Raw genomic sequence first — 17,582 nt, 5'->3', positions numbered from 1 at the left:
AAATCCATAGTTGTCAAATAATATATTATTATAATAGTTTAATATTTCAACATACTTGTATTTTTGAATTTAATTAAAAAGTTTTAAACCTCTTTTGCGCTGTTTTTAAAGACATTTACCACGCTGGCTCGTTTGTGGCAAATTTCAGCATACTCTTTCTCGCTCTTTGAGTCATAGACTATGCCAGCTCCAGCTCCGACAAAGACGTCGCTAAAGCCGTTTTTAGCTGGCACAAAGATAGCTGAGCGGATGAGGATCGCCACCTGAGCGTCACCATTAAAATGCAAAAATCCAATGCCCCCGCCATAGATATTTCGCTCAAAAATTTCAAGCTCGTTAATTATCTGCATCGCTCTGATCTTTGGCGCACCGCTTAGCGTGCCAGCTGGGAAGATGCTAGCTAGCACGTCAAAAAGGTTAAGCTCCCTAGCGCACTTGCCATAGACGTCGCTAACGATATGCATCACTTTTTCAAATTTCTGGATATGCATCGCATTTTTCACGACCACACTCTTTGGCTCTGAGACCCTGCCGATGTCATTTCTGGCAAGATCGATTAGCATCTTATGTTCAGCCTGCTCCTTTTCGTCGCTTAAAAGCTCATTTTCAAGTGCCGCATCAGCGTTTGCATCGCCACCTCTTGGTCTTGTGCCTGCGATCGGTGCTACAAAAATTTGCTCACTTTTCATCTCAAAGACAAGCTCAGGCGATGAGCCGACCACATCGCCATAAGGCGTAGGAAAATGAAACATATATGGGCTAGGATTTGCTATGGCAAGCTTTTTGTAAAAGTCTAGGCTACTCATATTCGTTGAAATTTCAAGTAGCTCCCCAAGCACCACCTGAAAGACATCACCGCTTCTTATGTATTCTTTTGCCACTTCAACCATATCTTCAAAGTGTTTCTTTTCTTCACTAAGATCGGTTTTTATACTAAATTCGCACTCTTTTTCGCCCTTATGCTCTGCCTTTAAATTTAGCAAAAAGTCATAATACCTCTCTTTATCCCCATAAAAAGTATAAATTTTACTCATCTTATCAAAGTGCAGATATGCTTTTGCGTCAGCATAGATAAATTTTGGAAATTCATACTTTTTAGCCTTCTCTTTGCCGATATACTCAAAGTATCTCACGCCGTCATAAGCAAAGACGCCAAAAAGTCCAGCAAAAGGTGCGAGTGATCTGTTACGATTAGTATCAAAGTAGCTTCTAAGTCCGTAAAAGTCCATATCCTTTTCGTCGATATATTCGCAGTCGATGCCGATTATCGTTTGCGTCTTGTCTTCAGCAAGGTAGCTATTTTTAAATTTCTCTCTGATCGCTTCATAATAAAAAAGTGGTTGTTCTAAGAGCATATTTTTCCTTTTAAATTTTTATTGATTATAAAAAATTTTCGCTTTTACTTTTTAGAATTTTGGCTAAATTTTTAAATTTACGCCTTTTTTACTATTTTTTTAAGAGCCCCTTGGCTAAAATTTGCGCCAGTCGAGGGAGAAAAAATGCTTTTTGTAGAACTATTTATAATCGGTATCGGCGTTGGTTACATCGCTGGGTTTTTTGGCATCGGTGGCGGCACGGTCGTCGTTCCTATCATGGTCGCCTTTGGTTACGACGTGAAAACAGCCATTGGCATAAGCGTCATGCAGATGATCTTTAGTGCGACGTTTGGCTCGTATCTAAACTACAAAGCTGGGCTTTTAAAGCTAAATCGTGGCGTTTTTTTGGGGCTTGGAGGCTTGGTTGGAGCCAGCTTTAGTGGCATCATCGTGTCGCACGCGCCTGCACTCTTACTTGAGTCTATGCTTCTAGCAACTTTTGTCTTTTCGCTTATAAAACTATACTTTTCGCCAAACAGCGACGGCTCAAATGCAAATAATTCGCTCTTTTTGCTATTTTTAGTTGGCGTTTTTGTTGGCGTTTTTGCCATTAGCATCGGCATCGGTGGAGGCGTCTTTATCGCGCCGATCTTGGTTGGCTTTTTACGTTATGAGCTGAAAAAAGCCGTTTCTATGGGCGTGTTTTTCGTTATGTTTGCAGCCATCGCGGGCTTCATCTCACTCTCGCTAAATGGCCATATCTCTTATGCAGAGGGCGCATTTTTAGGTCTTGGCTCGCTAATAGGCGCATACTTTGGCACCAAAAAGACGCAAAATACCGACAAGAAAACACTTAAAAAATGGTTTTTGGTCTTTTACATAGCGATGATATGTTTGATATTAAAAGATATGTTTTTTGAGTAAGAGCATGGCTAAATTTGCCACGCTCTTTTTTTAAATTTCTTCAAAAAAGTAGGCTTCGCTTAGTTTAAAAGCAAGCTCTTTTAGCTCGCCTTCGCTTAAATTTGCGCCCTTTGCGATCTCTTTAAGGCTGACCTTGCCGTCAAATTTCAAGGCGGCTTTGATCTCTTCAACGCTTAAGCTAAGCTTGCCATTTAGCTCATTTGCCAAAGAAATAACTGGCAAACTAGTCTCCAAAAAATATCCTAGATACGCTGCAGCTCCAGGCTTTAGCCTAGTTTTTTTAGGCTCATAATCAAGCGCAATAAGTTTTGATGATGAAATTTTAGTGTTTTGATCATTTAAAATTTCAAGTAGCCCCATAAAGGCTTCGCTCTCGCTTTCACCAAGTGCGGCCTTTACCTCGTTTAAATTTAAGCTTTGCGGATAGGCTTTGCTTAAAATTTCTTGCGTTTTTGTCCTTGGCTGTTTGCTAAAATAGGCAAAATAAACCCTATCAAGCTCGCTCTCTCCAAGCACCGCGTCAAAGTCATCAGCGCCATTTAGCCTTTCTTTGTGAGCGATGAGGCTTTTTCTAAAGGATCTATTAAACAAAAAGTCGTTTAACTGCTCTTTTTTGATGCGAGTGTTGTAGCTTTGCTCGATGTGCGCGTCAAAGCGGTAAATCCCAGTCGAGCTTGCAAAGATATCGTTTAGCGAGGCGTCTATGACGTAGCAAAGTCCGTGTTTATCGATGTGCCTAGCAAATTTATGAAAGTAAGTTGGCTCGTTACTCGCCTCCAAAAAGTCGTGCAAAATGTAATAATCACTACCCTTTGCGATGATGCCTTGTAAGAAATTTAGCTGCGTCAAAAGTAGCTTCATGCTGTCTTTATAGACGACGTCGCTTTGGTTTTGCAGGCTAAATTTCAAATAATCCTGCAAGAAATTTAACTCCTCTTTGACGTGAGGTAGCGACTCTTTATCGCCCTTGTTTACGCTCGCAAAGAGCATGAAGTCCCTTAAGATATCAAGGCTCTTCCAGCCTGGGTAGGTGTTATAAGAGACGTAGGCGAGGCCATCTTTGCTAAGTAGTGCCTTTATCGTTGCAAGTAGCGCGTCTCTTACGTTTGGGCTCACCCAGCTATAAACGCCGTGAGCGATGATGTAGTCAAACTCGCCAAGCTCTTTGATGTCGTGCTCATTCATGTGCAAAAAGTCACGCTCAAGAAGGGTGAAATTTTCTAAATTCATCTTCTTGGCGATCTTGTTGCCCTCTTCTACTTGGTGGCTTGAGATGTCGATGCCAACGACCTTTGCCTCTTTGTGAGAAGCTGCAAATGGCAAGATATTGCCACCATACGATGAGCCAAGCTCCAGCACTCTGGCATCTTTTAAATTTGCCGCCTTTAGCCCAAGAAATTTAGCCACCGCCTCTATCCTAACGGGTGAGCAGTCGCTAAATGCAGCTGAGAAATAAGGAATTTCGTCGTAAGCTTTTTTTGCCTTGTTCATCAGCCGTGCTTTCTGGCAAATTCTCTCATGAACTCACCAAGTTTATCAACGTCGCTTTGGCTAACGGCGTTGTAGATAGAGGCTCTTATGCCGCCAAGATGTCTGTGGCCCTTTAGCCCTAGCATGCCCTCTTTTAGCGCTTCTTCGACGAAAACTGGCTCAAGCGCATGATCTTTTGGTATCGTAAAGCTCACGTTCATATCTGACCTGCTTGATTTTTTGGCGTGACCCACGTAAAAGCCATTTGAGCTGTCTATGATGCTATAAAGTGTGCTTGCTTTTTTGGCATTTATCTTCTCAACCTCGGCAAGTCCGCCAAGATCTAGCAGGTGCTGCATGATTAAATTTAAAAGATAAATTCCAAAAGTTGGCGGTGTGTTGTAAAGTGAGTTTGCCTCTACGTGCGTTTTGTAGCGCAAAAACATAGGGACGTTTTGGCTGCTCACGCGATCAACTAGGTCTTTTCTTAAAATGACGATAGTCACGCCGCTTGGGCCTGCATTTTTCTGAGCGCCGCCATAAAGCAAGCCGATACTGCTAAAATCAAGCGGTCTAGCGAAAAAATCGCTCGAAGCATCGACAACAAGGGGCGATTTGGTCTTTGGCATAGCCTTATACTGCGTGCCGTAAATCGTGTTATTTGAGCAGATGTAGGCGTAGTCAGCATCATCGCTAAATTTAAACTCAGGGATGTAAGAGAAATTTTCATCCTCGCTGCTTGCTACGACATCTACATTTACGCCAAGCACTTTTGCCTCTTTGATCGCTTTGTTTGTCCAAACGCCAGTGTTTGCGTACTCGGCCTTGCCACCTTGATATAAATTCATCGGAATCATGCTAAATTGCAAGTGTGCGCCGCCTTGCAAAAATAAAATTTCATACTCATCGCCGATGCCATAAAGCTTTCTTATCTTATCCATCGCGCCAAAGTGGATCTCCTCAAAGGTCTTGCTTCTGTGGCTGATCTCCATGATCGAGTAGCCCTCGCCTCTGTAGTCGGTAAATTCGGCCTTTGCGTGCTCCAAAACATCTAATGGTATCGCGCTTGGGCCTGCGCTAAAGTTGATTTTTCTACTCATTTTTACTCCTTGATAATTGCTTTTTTATGTGTATTTTGCGAGATAAGCTCGATCTCATCATTTAAATTTAAATACCTAAGATCAGCTCTCTTACCATCTTTTCTAACCTCGATAAGCCCCTTCGTGCTCTCAAAAAAGAGCTCCCTCATCTCATAAGCCTTCTCAAGCGAGCCAAGAGCTGAGCTAAGAAGCAAGATCTTTCTTTGCACGGCGTTTGTTAGGGCGTTTTGCTTGTTTGCTACCTCGCTAAATTTTAGCTCGATCCTATCTTTTAGGGCATTTGATGAAAATTTAGAAAGTAGTAAATTTAATAAATTTTGCTTCTTTGTGATCTTTAAATTTAAGGCACTATCAAGATCGTCGCTAAGCCTATCAAGATACTGGAAAAACGCCTCTTCATCAGGCAAAAGATCAAGCATGGCTGCACTTGGTGTAAGCGATCTGCGGTCTGCTACAAAGTCACTTATAACATAGTCGATCTCATGTCCGATAGCGCTTATGACTGGCGTTTTTGTAGCGTAAATTTCACGAGCCAAACCCTCGTCATTAAAGCACCAAAGATCCTCTTTGCTGCCGCCTCCTCTAGCTAAAACGATCACATCAACGCCGTATTTATCGGCCCTGCGCAAAGCTTTTATAAGCGAGCTTGGAGCACTTTCGCCCTGAGTTAGCGCGTCAAATATATAAATTTCACTTAGTCTCCAGCGGCTCTTTACCACCTTTAGCATATCCTGAAGTGCGGCTGAAGTGGCGCTTGTGACAAGGGCTATTTTCTTAGGTAAATTTGGTATCTCTTTTTTTGCGCCGATGTCAAAAAGCCCCTCGCTTTCGAGCTTTTCTTTAAGCTGCCTAAACGCAAGCTCAAGCTCGCCCTCGCCATCAGGCAGCATCGCACTAGCCACTAGCTGATACGACCCACTTGGAGAATAAATGGTCACTTTGCCATAAATTTTGACCTTCAAACCCTCTTTTGGCAAAAACTTCACCTTTTGGTTATTCATGCGGTACATCACAGCTGAGATGCTTGATTTTTCATCCTTTAGCGTGAAGTACCAGTGCCCAGAAGCGTGCTTAGTAAGGCGCGAAATTTCGCCACTTACCTCGACGTAGTCAAGTGTCGCTTCAAGCAGCGCCTTTGCTTTTTCGTTTAGCTCAGATACGCTAAGCATTGATTTCTTTGACCTTTTTAGCGATAAATAGCGTTGAAATGTCCATGCTAAAACCCTTGCAAAGCTCTATCTCAAAGCCAGCTTCAACTAGCTCATCACAAAAGCTCTTTGCGTCCAAGAAATTTTCGATCGAGCTTGGCAGATACTCGTATGCCTCTTTATTTTTTGAGATAAAGCCGCCGATACTTGGCAAAATTTTACTTAGGTAAAAATCTCTTAGCGCAGTTATAAAGCCCTTTTTCTGGCGTTTGGTAAATTCAAGCACGACTACGTAGCCGCCATCAGCTAGGACCCTATTAAACTCCATAAGCGCAGCCTTTCGCTCGACCACGTTTCTTATGCCGTAGCTTATACTTAAAATTTGGGCCTCACCGCTTGCAAGCGTTGTATTATCAGCGTAGGCCTCTATAAATTTAAAATTTGGAAATTTCGCCCTCGCCTCTTTTAGCATGCCGCTTGATGGGTCGATGCCAGTTAGGCTTTTCACCTCTACGCCAAATTCTTTTGAAATTTCACTCCAAAGCCCCATCATATCGCCAGTGCCGCAAGCCACATCCACGATATTTATGCTTTTATTTTTAAAAATTTCTAGCATATACCTGCAGGCAAATTTCCTCCAGCTCACATCCACGCCAAGGCTTAGCACCCTGTTTGCGACGTCGTAAGTCGGAGCGATCTGATTAAACATATCAACTATTTTTTCTTGTTTTTGCATAAATTTTAGACCTTTATATGTAGTAAATTTTTAAATTTCGCGAGATCTTGCGAGTTGCTTTTATAAATTTAAGCCGTTTTTTTAGTATCTCTTCTCTGGTTTTGTAAATTTGTTTGTAGATTTTACTCTCTAGCTTTTCTTTGCCAGCAGCCTCTGGCAAGCGCTCTAAGATGCCAAGCCAGACGTCATAGTCTTGAAGCGCACCAAAGATCTCTTGCATATCTTTTAGCCGCTCTTCATACTTTTTAAGCCCGTCAAAATAAAAAATCTCACTCAAAAACTCATAGGTATATCTCACCTTTTTAAGCTCGATCCTGATCTTATGAAAGCTCTCATTTGGGCAGTCTTGATCTAGGCTTTTTAGCCTTTTTTGAGCTAATACCATAAGCGTTCTTAGCTTAAACGAGCCAAGGCGCGAAAGGCTCACGTCAAAGAGCTTTGATCTATAAAACTCGCCCTCGTTTAAAAATATCTCCCACTCTTTTAAAAATGCGTAGTTTTCCTCATCACCTAGGTAGCTTTTAACGTTTTCATACTCTAAATTTAGAGCCTTTTGCACAAAGTAAATAAGCTCATTTGCATGCTTTTGCTCGCTTAAAAAGCTTAGAAATATGTCTAAGTCTCGCTTTTTGTTAGTTGAGTTTGCCAAAATTTTAAAATTCTCTCCAAAAAAGAGCGTCACTTTTTCATCAAAAACGCCGTTAAAAATTTTAAGTAGCGACCTAACCTTTCTTAAATTTACTCGCAGATTGTGCAAAATTTCTTCGTCGTGATCTTGAAGATAGTCGCTCTTTAGCCTCTTTATCTCTTTAAAGATGCTTAAAAACAAAGCCCTTAGCGCCTCGCCACTTTTTAAATTTGCAGCAAAATTTGGCGAAATTTCTTTGTTTTTAAAGACATTGTAGGCTCTTTTGTAGTCGATTTGTTCATTTTCGTTTGCGTGAATGGCAAGAAATTTATTTTTATATCTTTTATCGCAGGTGACATCGGCCTTACAAAACTGCTCCAAAAATGATGGCAACTTAAAATAGACAGCCTCATTTTCATCACTAAATTCGATCTCAAATGTGCAAAGTCCATTTAAGTCATCTTTAAAAACATCGATGTTGCAGGGGTTATTGTTTAGCCGAAAAATGTATCTATCTTTTGTGATGACGTGCCCGATGCGGTTTTTTAGAGCCTTTTTAAACTCCGCCTTTTCGCAAAATTCCTCATTTTCTTCTCTTATAAGATCTTTGCCGACCTTGATCGTTTTTATAAATTTACCATCTTCGCTTCTGAAGCGGATCTCTTCATTTTGCGTGATCTTGGTATAAAACTGAGAAATTTCAAGGTGCTTAAAGCTTACTCCAGCCTCTTTTAGAAAATCTAGAATTTGAGAATTTTTGAGTAAAAATTTACGCTCTATCTCCAAACCCACATTTTTCTCCGAAATTTTTTGTTTATTTTAGCAAGTTAGTGCTTAAAATAATGAGAAAAATGCTAATTTTAGGCTTGTTTGAAGTAAATTTAGGTGCGGTTGGTTGAGAAATTTATGTTGCGTAGTGCAACATAAATTTTGCCTTATCGGCAGTGCTTACAGCTTTTTACGCTAGCAACGATATTTAGGCGCTCGATGATATTTCCGATCTTTCTCTCTAGCGCCTCTTGGTATTTGCCAAGCTCTGAGTCATCATAGCTCATATCCTCGACGCTACCGCAGTTTTCGCAAACCACGTGGATATGCGGATGCTCGTAAATGTCGTATCTCGCCTTTTGATTTACGATATTTACTTCAACCACTAGACCCTCGTCTTTTAGAGTGTTTAGGTTTTTATAAACAGTTGCGAGCGAAACTGATGGATTTTCTTTCAAAATTTCATCATAAAGCTCATCGATCGTTGGATGTGTGTGACGATCAAGAATTCTCAAAACGCTAAGACGCTGCGGCGTTACTTTAAGCCCAGACTGTTTTAGCAACGATACATATTGCATAATTTTCCCCTATACAAATTTTTGCTTTATGCTAGCAAAAGTAATATTAAACGTTTCTTTATTAAATGATATTAATTATTTTCTAGTAATTTTTGGGTAATTTGCTCAGCGCTTATGCCAAGACTCTTTTCGACCTCTGCTGTCGAGCCATGCTGGATAAATTTATCATCATACTCAAAGCTAACAACGCTTACATTTGATATGCCATTTTCTTGCAAAAACGCACTTACGATCTCGCCAACACCGCCTTTTTTAGCGCTATCACTAAAGATATACCACTTTTTAGTGCGTTTTGCAAGATCCAGCAAAAGCTCACTATCAAGTGGTTTTACAAAGACTAGATCAACAAGGATAGCTTCGAGCTTGCCAACTAGTAAATTTCTAACCAAATTTGCCTTGCCAACGCCGTTACCGTAGCCTAAAAATGCTATGTCACTCTTTGCGTCAGCTAAAATTTCACCCTTGCCAAACTCAAGTGGCTTAGCCTTAAACTCACCTCTTAAGATAAATGCCCCGCGCGGATATCTAAACGCGCTAACACCCTTGTATGAGTAGGCAAATTCCATAACATTTTTCATGCTCTCTTCGCACCTTGGTGCAAAAAGAACCATGTTTGGCACAGCGTTTAAAAAGCTAATATCAAAAGCGCCCTGATGCGTTTCGCCGTCTTCGCCCACGATGCCCGCTCTATCCATCGCAAATGTGATGTTTAAATTTAGTATAGAAGCGTCATGGATGACCTGATCGTAGGCCCTTTGCATAAAGGTCGAGTATATCGCGACAAATGGCTTAAAGCCCTCTTTTGCCATGGCTGACATCGAGGTAACCGCGTGCTGCTCGGCTATCGCCACGTCCCAAAAGCGGTCTGGAAACTCATGTATGAGCGCGTCCATGCCAGTGCCTGTTGGCATCGCAGCCGTTACGCCAACGATGTCGCTATGCTCTCTTGCCATCCTTAAAAGCTGCTCGCTAAAGATCGCCGTGGCTGACTTGTTTGACTGTCTTTTGATAAATTCGCCACTTTTTAGATCAAACGGCCCAACTCCGTGCCAATTTTCATAGTAACCCTCGGCAAATTCATACCCTTTACCCTTTAGTGTCTGCACGTGCACGATGACTGGCTTTTTCATGTTTTTGGCTGTTTCAAATGTGCTAAGAAGCGCTGAAAGGTCGTGTCCATCGACTGGGCCTATATACTCAAGTCCAAGCTCTTCAAAAAACATGCCAGGAGTGATGAGTCTGATGCCCTCCTCCATGCGTCTAGCCATATAAGCTGCAGAGTCTGGCATATAGCTTAAAAAGCGCTCAACCCTGCCTTTAAATTTTTGATAAAACTGCCCAGCCATCATCTGGCTTAGATACTTGCTGAGTGCGCCTATTGGCTTACTTATGCTCATCTCATTGTCGTTTAGGATGATGACGCAAGGGTATTTTCTATCCCCAAGCTCATTTAGCGCCTCATACGCCATGCCGCCACTTAGCGAGCCGTCGCCTATGACAGCCACTGGCAAGCGCTCTTCATTTTTTAGTTTGATCGCCTTTGCAGCGCCAACTGCAAGTGAAATGGACGTTGAGCTATGGCCTGCTACAAAGTAGTCAAATTTGCTCTCGCTTGGCTTTGTGTAGCCGCTGATGCCGTTAAATTTTCTAAGCGTATCAAAGCTATCCCAGCGCCCAGTTAGTAACTTATGTGCGTAGCTTTGGTGGCTCACATCAAAAATAAACGGATCTTTTGTAACGTCAAAAATTTTATGCATCGCAACGATAATCTCGACTGCACCGATATTTGAGCTAAGATGACCGCCATTTTTACTAACGGTAGCTAAAATTTTATCTCTGATGTCGTGGCAAAGCGCGTTTAGCTCATCGACATTTAGGCTTTTAACGTCTTTATTCATTATTTACCAGCATTTTTAGCTTCTCAAGCCTTGTTTGCATCGTCGCATCGATGTTTCCGCCCTCGCTTATTATCACCACGCCGCCCTTGCTTATGGCGTCATCAGCGCTTACTTTTACGCGTTCGTTTTTACTAAATTGCTCTTTTAGATAGTCGCTATCTTCTGGATTTACGCGAATTTCTATATTTTTTACGTCGCTTAGCTCTTTTATAAGCGAATTTGCTAGGTGATGAGCGATCTGGCTAGATGCGCTTGAAACCTCTTTTTCTATCACCTCTTTGGCAATCTTTATCGCAGTTTGCCCAAGCTCTTCCTCGCTCTTTTTCAAAAACTCATCAAATTTAACATACTGCTCATCTAGCTTTGTGGCTGAAGCACTAAATTTAGCCTCAAGCTCCTTTATCTTTGCCTCGTTTGCAGCATTTGTTTGAGCGATGCCTTCGTTTTTGCCATCCTCTTTTGCACGGGCGATCTCAGCTTCAAGTCGCTTTGCAAATTCACTCTCTTGATTTTCTATCTGCATTTGAAGTTTGATGATATTACTGCTTAGCTCATCTGTCTTTTTAAGCAGCTCCTCGACAAAATTTGAATCAAATCCAGGCTGGTGAGCTTGGCTGTTTTGAGGCTGAGGCGCAAAGTGATTTTGCATGTTTGGTTGCACTGGGTGCGGCATCTGAGGCGTGAAATTTTCACCACCTTGCTCTAAATTTTGCTCATTTAGCTCTTCGCTAAGGTTGTTCTCTTCTATCAAAACAGGTGCGCTATCTTGGGCTCTTTCGTTGCTGCCAAGCACCTTAAATCTATAATTTTCTATAAAGTGAGCCGGCGAGGTCTCACTTGTTATTACGCTACTTTTCATTCTATCATCTCATCTGCTTCGCCAACTTGGAAGACGCCCTGATCAGCTAGACCTTGAACGACCTCAACGATGCGTCTTTGCGCCTCTTCAACATCCTTTACACGCACAGCGCCAAGGTATTGCATCTCCTCTTTAAAGGCTTCGGCCGCACGCTGAGACATATTTGATAAAAATTTATCTTTAATGCCATCGCTTGAGCCCTTAAATGCAACCATAAGGTCTTTTTTATCGACATTTTTAAGAATTTCTCTAATCGCAGTTGCGTTAAGATTGATAATATCTTCAAATGTAAACATAAGCTCTTTGATCGTTGTAGCAAGCTTATCGTCACTTTGCTCGATGCGCTCGATCGTGCTTTTGCTAGCTTTTTGACCAAGTCTGTTAAGCACTTCTGCCACAGCTCTTGGGCCACCAACCTCGACCTTGTAAGATGTGAGGCTTTCTAGTTTGCCCTCAAGCACGGTTGAGACACGCTTGATCACTGATGGGCTGATCTCGCCAAGATTTGCCATCCTGATCACTACCTCACTTCTTAGCTCATCTGAGAAAAAGCTTAGCGTCTCGGCGGCACTTGTTGAGTCCATGTGGGCAAGGATTAGCGCGATAGTTTGAGGGTGCTCTTTTACGATGAAGTCTGCGAGCTGTTGTGGCTTTATCTTATCAAGATAGCCAAAGCTCTTTGAGTTTTCCATGCTTTTTGCAAGCTTGTCTAAAATTTTCTGCGCAGCCTCTGGACCAAATGTGCGGTATAAAATTTCTTTTGCATACTCCAAGCCGCCGCTTCTCATGTATTGATTTGACTGCATGAGAGCGTAAAATTCTTCTAAAATAGCGCCTGCTACTTGTTTGTCTATATTTTTTGCAGTTGCTATGTAGCCTGAAATTTCAGTGATGACATCAACATCCATGTGAGAAAATATAAGAGCCGTCGCCTCTTCGCCAAGCTGGATCAGTAAAATAGCGATCTTTTCTGGCATCGAAAGATCGTCATATATCATCTTTTGCTTATCGGTTAGTTTTATAGACATCAAATTTCCTTACGCATGTTAAAGTCACTATCGTTTTTAACCATATCTTGGAGTAAATTTGAAATTTCCTCACTTCGTTCAGTGACTATTATCTTCATCTTTTCAAGAAGGACGTCGTATTTTAGCTCATCTTCGTTAAATTCACCGCTAAGACCAAGCTGCTCCTCGACCTTCTTACGAGCAGCTTTAAATTTCTCAAGCGTATCTTCTGCATCCACCTCGATATCTTCAAGATCGTCCTGGGCTTGCTCCTCTTCTTCTTTCGTCTCTTCAAGCATCTTTTGCATAAATGGCACGATGACTTTTTTGTAGAAGACGTAAAGTAGCAGTGCTGCAAAGATGTATTTAAGCAGCGGCAAGAAAGGCATCACGTAGTTGTTCATAAAGCCATCCATCTTCTCGCCAGTGCTGACATCTTTGCCAGTTTTAAACTCGAAGTTATCTAAGCTTACCTCATCGCCTCTATTTTGATTGTAGCCGATTGATTGTTTGATTAAATTTGTGATTGATTCTCTTTGCTCTTTGGTAAGCGGGGCAAATTCAAGCTCGCCAGTTGGCTTGCCGTCTTTATCCTTTTTGCTTTGATAAAGTCCGTCTATAACGACAGCTGCGCTTACTCTGTTTATGCTAGCAAACTGCCCTTTGACATTTGTCACTTTCTTTGAAATTTCGTAGTTTGTCTGCTGCGAGCTTTTGTTGTACTGCTCTTTTAAAGTGCTATCATCTAGCCCTTGAACAGGGCCTATATTACTAACCGCACCTGGTACGCCGCCTACTTCATTTGGAGCTGATCCTTGGCGCTTTTCTTCGATGTTGCTCTCGCTTCTTACGACGTTATTTGGGTCATAAACCTCGCTTTTTGTATCTTTTTTATCAAAGTCAAAGTCGATATTTACCTTTGCTACGACCTTATCTGCCCCGCCCACGATAGGAGCTAGGACATTTACGATCTTTTGCTCGTAATTATTTTCAAACTCGCGCTTATAGCGGATCTGCTGAGCTATGGCATCACTATCAAACTCACCGTCCTCATCGCCAAGTGCAACGCCATCTTGATTGACGATCTTTACATTTTCGGTGCTTAAATTTGTAACAGAGGCGGCGACTAGGTTTTTAATGCCAAAAATTTGCTTCGCATTTAGACTAACGCCTGGCTTTAGCTCAACGACAATAGAAGCGGTCGGAAGTGCTTGTCTTTCAGTAAAGACGCTCTCTTTTGGTATGGCTATTCTTACGGTTGCTTTTTGGATAGATGAGAGGCTCTCGATCGTTCTAGCTAGCTCGCCCTCAAGCGCTCTTTGAAATTTAACTCTCTGCTCGGCGTCTGTTGCGCCAAATTCTTGCTTGTCAAAAATTTCAAAACCGATCTTGCTCTCTTTTGGTATGCCAAGCGTTGCAACAGCGATACGCTCTTTATATACATCGCTTGTTGGCACAAGGATCGTGCCTTCATTTGCTAGTTTATACTTGATGCCATCTTTGTTTAGCTGATCGACTATTAAGGCTGAGTCGCTTGGGCTGATGTTTTCAAAAAGGACGCTATATCCTGCAAAGCTATCACTTTTGCTTTTGTAAAGCGTTAAAAATACCAAAAAAGCCACTACTAAGACGATCGAGCTGCCTGCGACGATCTTTTGTTTTAGTGAAAGCTTTTGATAAATTTGACTTATTTGATGAAGTAATGCCTTAAAATCCATATCCCTACTTTAAAATTTGCTCTAACTCTTCAAAAACTCTATCGTTTTGCCATGCCTGACCGATGGTGATTCTCACCGCATTTAAGGCGTAGCTTTTTAAATCTCGTAAAATTATACCTTTTTTTAGCATCTTTTCGCATATCTGGCTTGATTTTGGCTCGTTAAATTTAAAAGTGATGAAATTTGTGTAGCTTGGGATAAACTCGATGCCATTTTGCCTTGCAAATTCCTCATATCTCTTCATCTGCTCGAAGTTGTTTTGCATAGTTTTTTGCACAAATTCATCATCTCCAAGCGCCACTATCGCTGCTCTTAGGCTTGGAGTTGTGATGTTAAATGGAGCTCTTAGCTTTGAAAGAGCGCCTATGATCTCTTCATTTGCCACGCCGTATCCTACGCGCATGCCGCCAAGTGCATAGGCTTTTGAGAAAGTGCCAAGATAGATGGCGTTTTTAAATTTCACCACTTCGCTTGGCTTTATCTCTTTTTTGCTGTCTTTAAATTTAGCAAATTCGTTGTAAGCACAATCAAGCACCACAAGCGTGTTTTCATCAATGTTTTTTATAAATTTATAGACCTCGTCGGCATCGATGCATTCGCCCAAAGGGTTGTTTGGCAGGCAAAGAAAGATTACTGATATTTCATCTTTGTGCGCGTTATAAATTTCTAAAAACTCGCTCAAATTATGCTCCACGCTCTTTGTGCGGTAAATTTTAGCCCCTGTTTGTTTTGCATAAATTTCATACATCGCAAATGTCACGCCAGCCATCAAAACACCACTTTGCTTGTTCGCCTTTGCGTGAAGTGCGTATTCTATGATCTGGTCGCTTCCAGAGCCGATGATTAAATTTTTGCTAGTTATGCCAAATTTCTTAGCCAGCCCCTCTTTTAGCTCAAAGTAGCTATCGTCTGGATAGAGATGTGCGTTTTTAGCGACCTCTTTTAGCGCCTCTTCTACGCGTTTGCTAGTGCCAAAAGGGTTTTCATTGCTCGCTAGTTTTATCACATCTTTTGCATCGATGCCAAACTCTCTAACTACAAGCTCGATCGGCTTTCCAGCCTCGTAATTTACTAGATCATCTAAAAAGTCATTAAATTTCATTACTCTTCTCCGTTTAAATAGCTTCCAAGCCACGTTATCTCAGCGCCGCTCTCTTTTGCGAGCTCAAAGGCGTTTTGCACCTTCTCATCGTCTATATGCCCCTCAAAGTCAAGGTAAAAAATTGACTTAAATTCGCGCTGCTTTATAGGACGTGACTCAAGTTTTGTGATATTGATATTCTCATTTTTAAAGATAGAAAGCAGATCAGCAAGGCGTCCTGGACTGTGATCAGTCTTTGCTAGGATCGAAGTTTTTGAGTTTTCAACCTTGGCATTTTTAAAATCGCTTAAGATCAAAAATCTCGTTCTATTTGCCATATTATCTTCAATGGTCTCATAGACGATTGGCACGTTGTAAATTTTAGCTGCGATTTTTGAGCAAATGGCGGCTGATTCTCTATCCATAGATGCCATATATGCAGCTGCTGCGGTTGATTTGGCTGGGACAAATTCGACCTCATTTAGCATGTGATCTTCTAAAAATTTACGGCACTGGTTGTAGCCTTGCGGATGCGAGTAAATTCGCTTTATCTCTTTTAAATTTTCATTTATGCTAACAAAGCTGTGGTGGATATCTACGTAGAGCTCTGCCACTATCTTTATATCATCAAATTTACTCAAACAATCAAGCGTAGCTCCAACAGCGCCTTCAGTGTTGTTTTCGATAGGCACGACGCCGTATTTTGCCTCTTTTTGAGCTAGCTTAGTAAAAACTGCCTCGATCGTAGCAAGTGGCAGATAGGCACTCATCGCACCAAATCTACTTTGCGCCGCTTGATGCGTATAAGTGCCCTCAGGCCCTAGATAGACGATCTTTTGAGGCATCTCTAAATTTCTACTAACAGCAAAAATTTCAAGATAGATGGCCTCGATCGCAGCCTTATTTAAGGCTTTATCTTTGCTAAGGCTAGTTAAGCGATTTATAATGGCTCGCTCACGCTCAGGGCGATATATAGGCGTCCCAGTCGTTTGCTTTAGCTTGCCGATCTGCTCGACAAGCTTCATTCTTTCATTTAGTTTATTTAAGATGAGATCATCTATACTATCGATCTCTTTTCTAAGCTCATTTAGCTCTTGCATCAGTGCTCTCCAAAAACTCAATCTCAGGTGCCACGACGTCCTCAAAGCACTCACGTCTTCTTATCAGCCTATCTTTGCCATCAAGCACGCAAACTTCAGCAGCTCTGTTTCTTGTGTTGTAGTTTGAGCTCATACTAAATCCATAAGCTCCAGCCCCTTTAACCACGATGACGTCGCCACTTTCACACTCTGGTAGCTTGATATCTTTTGCTAAAAAGTCGCCGCTTTCACAAACTGGACCGACCACATCGCAAGTGCCTAAATTTTCATCCTTGCCGTAGGCGAAAATTTTGTGATGCGCGCCATAAAGGCTTGGTCTTATGAGATCATTCATCGCGCCATCAGTGATGACAAATCTCTTTTTTCCGTTAAATTTCTCATATAAAACGCTTGCGACAAAGTAGCCAGCATTACCCACGATAAAGCGTCCTGGCTCGCAAACGATGGTCACATCTTGACCTTTTAGTGCGCCTAAAATTCCTTGTGCGTAGTCGTATAAATTTATCTCTTTTTCATCGTTATAGATGATGCCAAGTCCGCCGCCAACATCAAAGAATTTGATATCGATCTCAAGCGCTCTTAGCTCTCTTAAAAGCTCGCTAACGATCTTTGCAGCGTCTATTATCGGGCTAAGTGAAGTTAGCTGCGAGCCGATGTGAAAATGTATGCCAGTTGGCTCAAGAAACTCTGAAGCTTTAGCGTGGATATACATCTTTTTAGCGGTCACCGCATCAACTCCAAATTTGTTTTCATTTAGCCCTGTTGAGATATATGGGTGCGTTTTAGCATCAACGCCTGGATTTACCCTGATGCTAATCCTTGCTTTTAAATTTAGCCCTTTTGCTATCTCTTCAAGCCTTAAAAGCTCGGCAAAACTCTCGACATTTATCAGTAAAATTTCATTTTCTAAAGCCTCTTTTAGCTCTTCATCGCTCTTGCCAACGCCGCTAAAGATGATCTGATATCTCTTAGCACCTGCCAAAAGCGCTCTTTTGACCTCGCCGATGCTCACGCAGTCAAATCCAGCTCCAAGATCAGCCAGAAATTTTAAAACGCTTAAATTTGAGTTTGCTTTTACAGCGTAGCAAACTAGAGATTTTCTAGCGTAAAATGCGTTTTTTAGCGCTTCATAGCGCTCTTTAATGTAGTTAAAATCATAAACGTAAAGTGGGGTTTTGTATTTGCCTGCAAGCTCTTTAAAATCCATAAAATAGCCTTTTTTAAAATGGCTTGATTTTACAAAAAAGTTGC

Annotated in this window: 15 protein-coding genes; 1 reads left to right on the top strand and 14 read right to left on the bottom strand. The window is 41.6% G+C overall.

What is annotated here, in order from left to right; all coding sequences use genetic code 11:
• Nucleotides 1-83: 83 nt before the first annotated feature.
• Nucleotides 84-1,355 carry an anthranilate synthase component I family protein gene (locus tag CVT07_RS02680; RefSeq protein WP_107937512.1) on the bottom strand — a complete coding sequence of 424 codons (1,272 nt, stop codon included), beginning with the start codon at nt 1,353-1,355 and terminating at the stop codon, nt 84-86.
• Between the two features lie 144 nt (nt 1,356-1,499).
• Here CVT07_RS02680 and CVT07_RS02675 point away from each other — a divergent pair, with 144 nt between their 5' ends.
• Nucleotides 1,500-2,240 (top strand): sulfite exporter TauE/SafE family protein, encoded by a 741-nt coding sequence (locus CVT07_RS02675; protein ID WP_103593536.1) that lies wholly within the window; start codon nt 1,500-1,502, stop codon nt 2,238-2,240.
• 30 nt (nt 2,241-2,270) lie between these two features.
• Here CVT07_RS02675 and CVT07_RS02670 read toward each other — a convergent pair whose 3' ends face one another.
• The 13 genes from CVT07_RS02670 to lysA all read right to left on the bottom strand — a co-directional run bounded on the left by CVT07_RS02670 (nt 2,271) and on the right by lysA (nt 17,538).
• Nucleotides 2,271-3,731 carry a class I SAM-dependent methyltransferase gene (locus CVT07_RS02670; RefSeq protein WP_107937510.1) on the bottom strand — a complete coding sequence of 487 codons (1,461 nt, stop codon included), beginning with the start codon at nt 3,729-3,731 and terminating at the stop codon, nt 2,271-2,273.
• Complete coding sequence (gene serC, locus CVT07_RS02665; RefSeq protein ID WP_107937508.1) at nt 3,731-4,810, bottom strand: phosphoserine transaminase; 1,080 nt, start codon at nt 4,808-4,810, stop codon at nt 3,731-3,733. The genes CVT07_RS02670 and serC overlap by 1 nt, the downstream gene beginning before the upstream one ends.
• A gap of 2 nt (nt 4,811-4,812) precedes the next feature.
• The gene (xseA, locus tag CVT07_RS02660) at nt 4,813-5,979 is read right to left on the bottom strand and encodes an exodeoxyribonuclease VII large subunit (RefSeq protein WP_107937506.1); all 1,167 of its coding nucleotides are present in this window, start codon (nt 5,977-5,979) and stop codon (nt 4,813-4,815) included.
• Nucleotides 5,972-6,694 carry a bifunctional demethylmenaquinone methyltransferase/2-methoxy-6-polyprenyl-1,4-benzoquinol methylase UbiE gene (gene ubiE / locus CVT07_RS02655; RefSeq protein ID WP_103581987.1) on the bottom strand — a complete coding sequence of 241 codons (723 nt, stop codon included), beginning with the start codon at nt 6,692-6,694 and terminating at the stop codon, nt 5,972-5,974. The genes xseA and ubiE overlap by 8 nt, the downstream gene beginning before the upstream one ends.
• Before the next feature lie 13 nt (nt 6,695-6,707).
• Nucleotides 6,708-8,114 (bottom strand): CHAD domain-containing protein, encoded by a 1,407-nt coding sequence (locus CVT07_RS02650; protein WP_230855732.1) that lies wholly within the window; start codon nt 8,112-8,114, stop codon nt 6,708-6,710.
• 143 nt (nt 8,115-8,257) lie between these two features.
• On the bottom strand, nt 8,258-8,668 hold the full coding sequence (locus CVT07_RS02645) for a Fur family transcriptional regulator (protein ID WP_035170104.1): 411 nt from the start codon (nt 8,666-8,668) through the stop codon (nt 8,258-8,260).
• Between the two features lie 71 nt (nt 8,669-8,739).
• Complete coding sequence (gene dxs / locus CVT07_RS02640; protein ID WP_107937504.1) at nt 8,740-10,566, bottom strand: 1-deoxy-D-xylulose-5-phosphate synthase; 1,827 nt, start codon at nt 10,564-10,566, stop codon at nt 8,740-8,742.
• Nucleotides 10,559-11,425, bottom strand: coding sequence for a flagellar assembly protein FliH (gene fliH, locus CVT07_RS02635; RefSeq protein ID WP_107937502.1), 867 nt, complete (start codon nt 11,423-11,425; stop codon nt 10,559-10,561). Before fliH ends, dxs begins: the two co-directional genes overlap by 8 nt.
• Nucleotides 11,422-12,453, bottom strand: a complete 1,032-nt coding sequence (fliG, locus tag CVT07_RS02630; protein ID WP_012001435.1) for a flagellar motor switch protein FliG — start codon at nt 12,451-12,453, stop codon at nt 11,422-11,424. The genes fliH and fliG overlap by 4 nt, the downstream gene beginning before the upstream one ends.
• Nucleotides 12,453-14,150, bottom strand: coding sequence for a flagellar basal-body MS-ring/collar protein FliF (fliF, locus tag CVT07_RS02625; RefSeq protein ID WP_107937500.1), 1,698 nt, complete (start codon nt 14,148-14,150; stop codon nt 12,453-12,455). The genes fliG and fliF overlap by 1 nt, the downstream gene beginning before the upstream one ends.
• 4 nt (nt 14,151-14,154) lie before the next feature.
• Nucleotides 14,155-15,252, bottom strand: a complete 1,098-nt coding sequence (hisC, locus tag CVT07_RS02620) for a histidinol-phosphate transaminase (protein ID WP_107937498.1) — start codon at nt 15,250-15,252, stop codon at nt 14,155-14,157.
• Nucleotides 15,252-16,331: a prephenate dehydratase gene (gene pheA / locus CVT07_RS02615; protein ID WP_103568285.1), complete on the bottom strand. Its 1,080-nt coding sequence runs from the start codon at nt 16,329-16,331 to the stop codon at nt 15,252-15,254. The genes hisC and pheA overlap by 1 nt, the downstream gene beginning before the upstream one ends.
• The gene (gene lysA / locus CVT07_RS02610) at nt 16,315-17,538 is read right to left on the bottom strand and encodes a diaminopimelate decarboxylase (RefSeq protein WP_107937496.1); all 1,224 of its coding nucleotides are present in this window, start codon (nt 17,536-17,538) and stop codon (nt 16,315-16,317) included. The genes pheA and lysA overlap by 17 nt, the downstream gene beginning before the upstream one ends.
• Nucleotides 17,539-17,582 lie beyond the last annotated feature (44 nt).

Source organism: Campylobacter concisus, assembly GCF_003048875.2.
Classification (GTDB): Bacteria; Campylobacterota; Campylobacteria; order Campylobacterales; family Campylobacteraceae; genus Campylobacter_A; species Campylobacter_A concisus_AU.
This window is presented reverse-complemented; position numbering and strand designations above follow the sequence as displayed.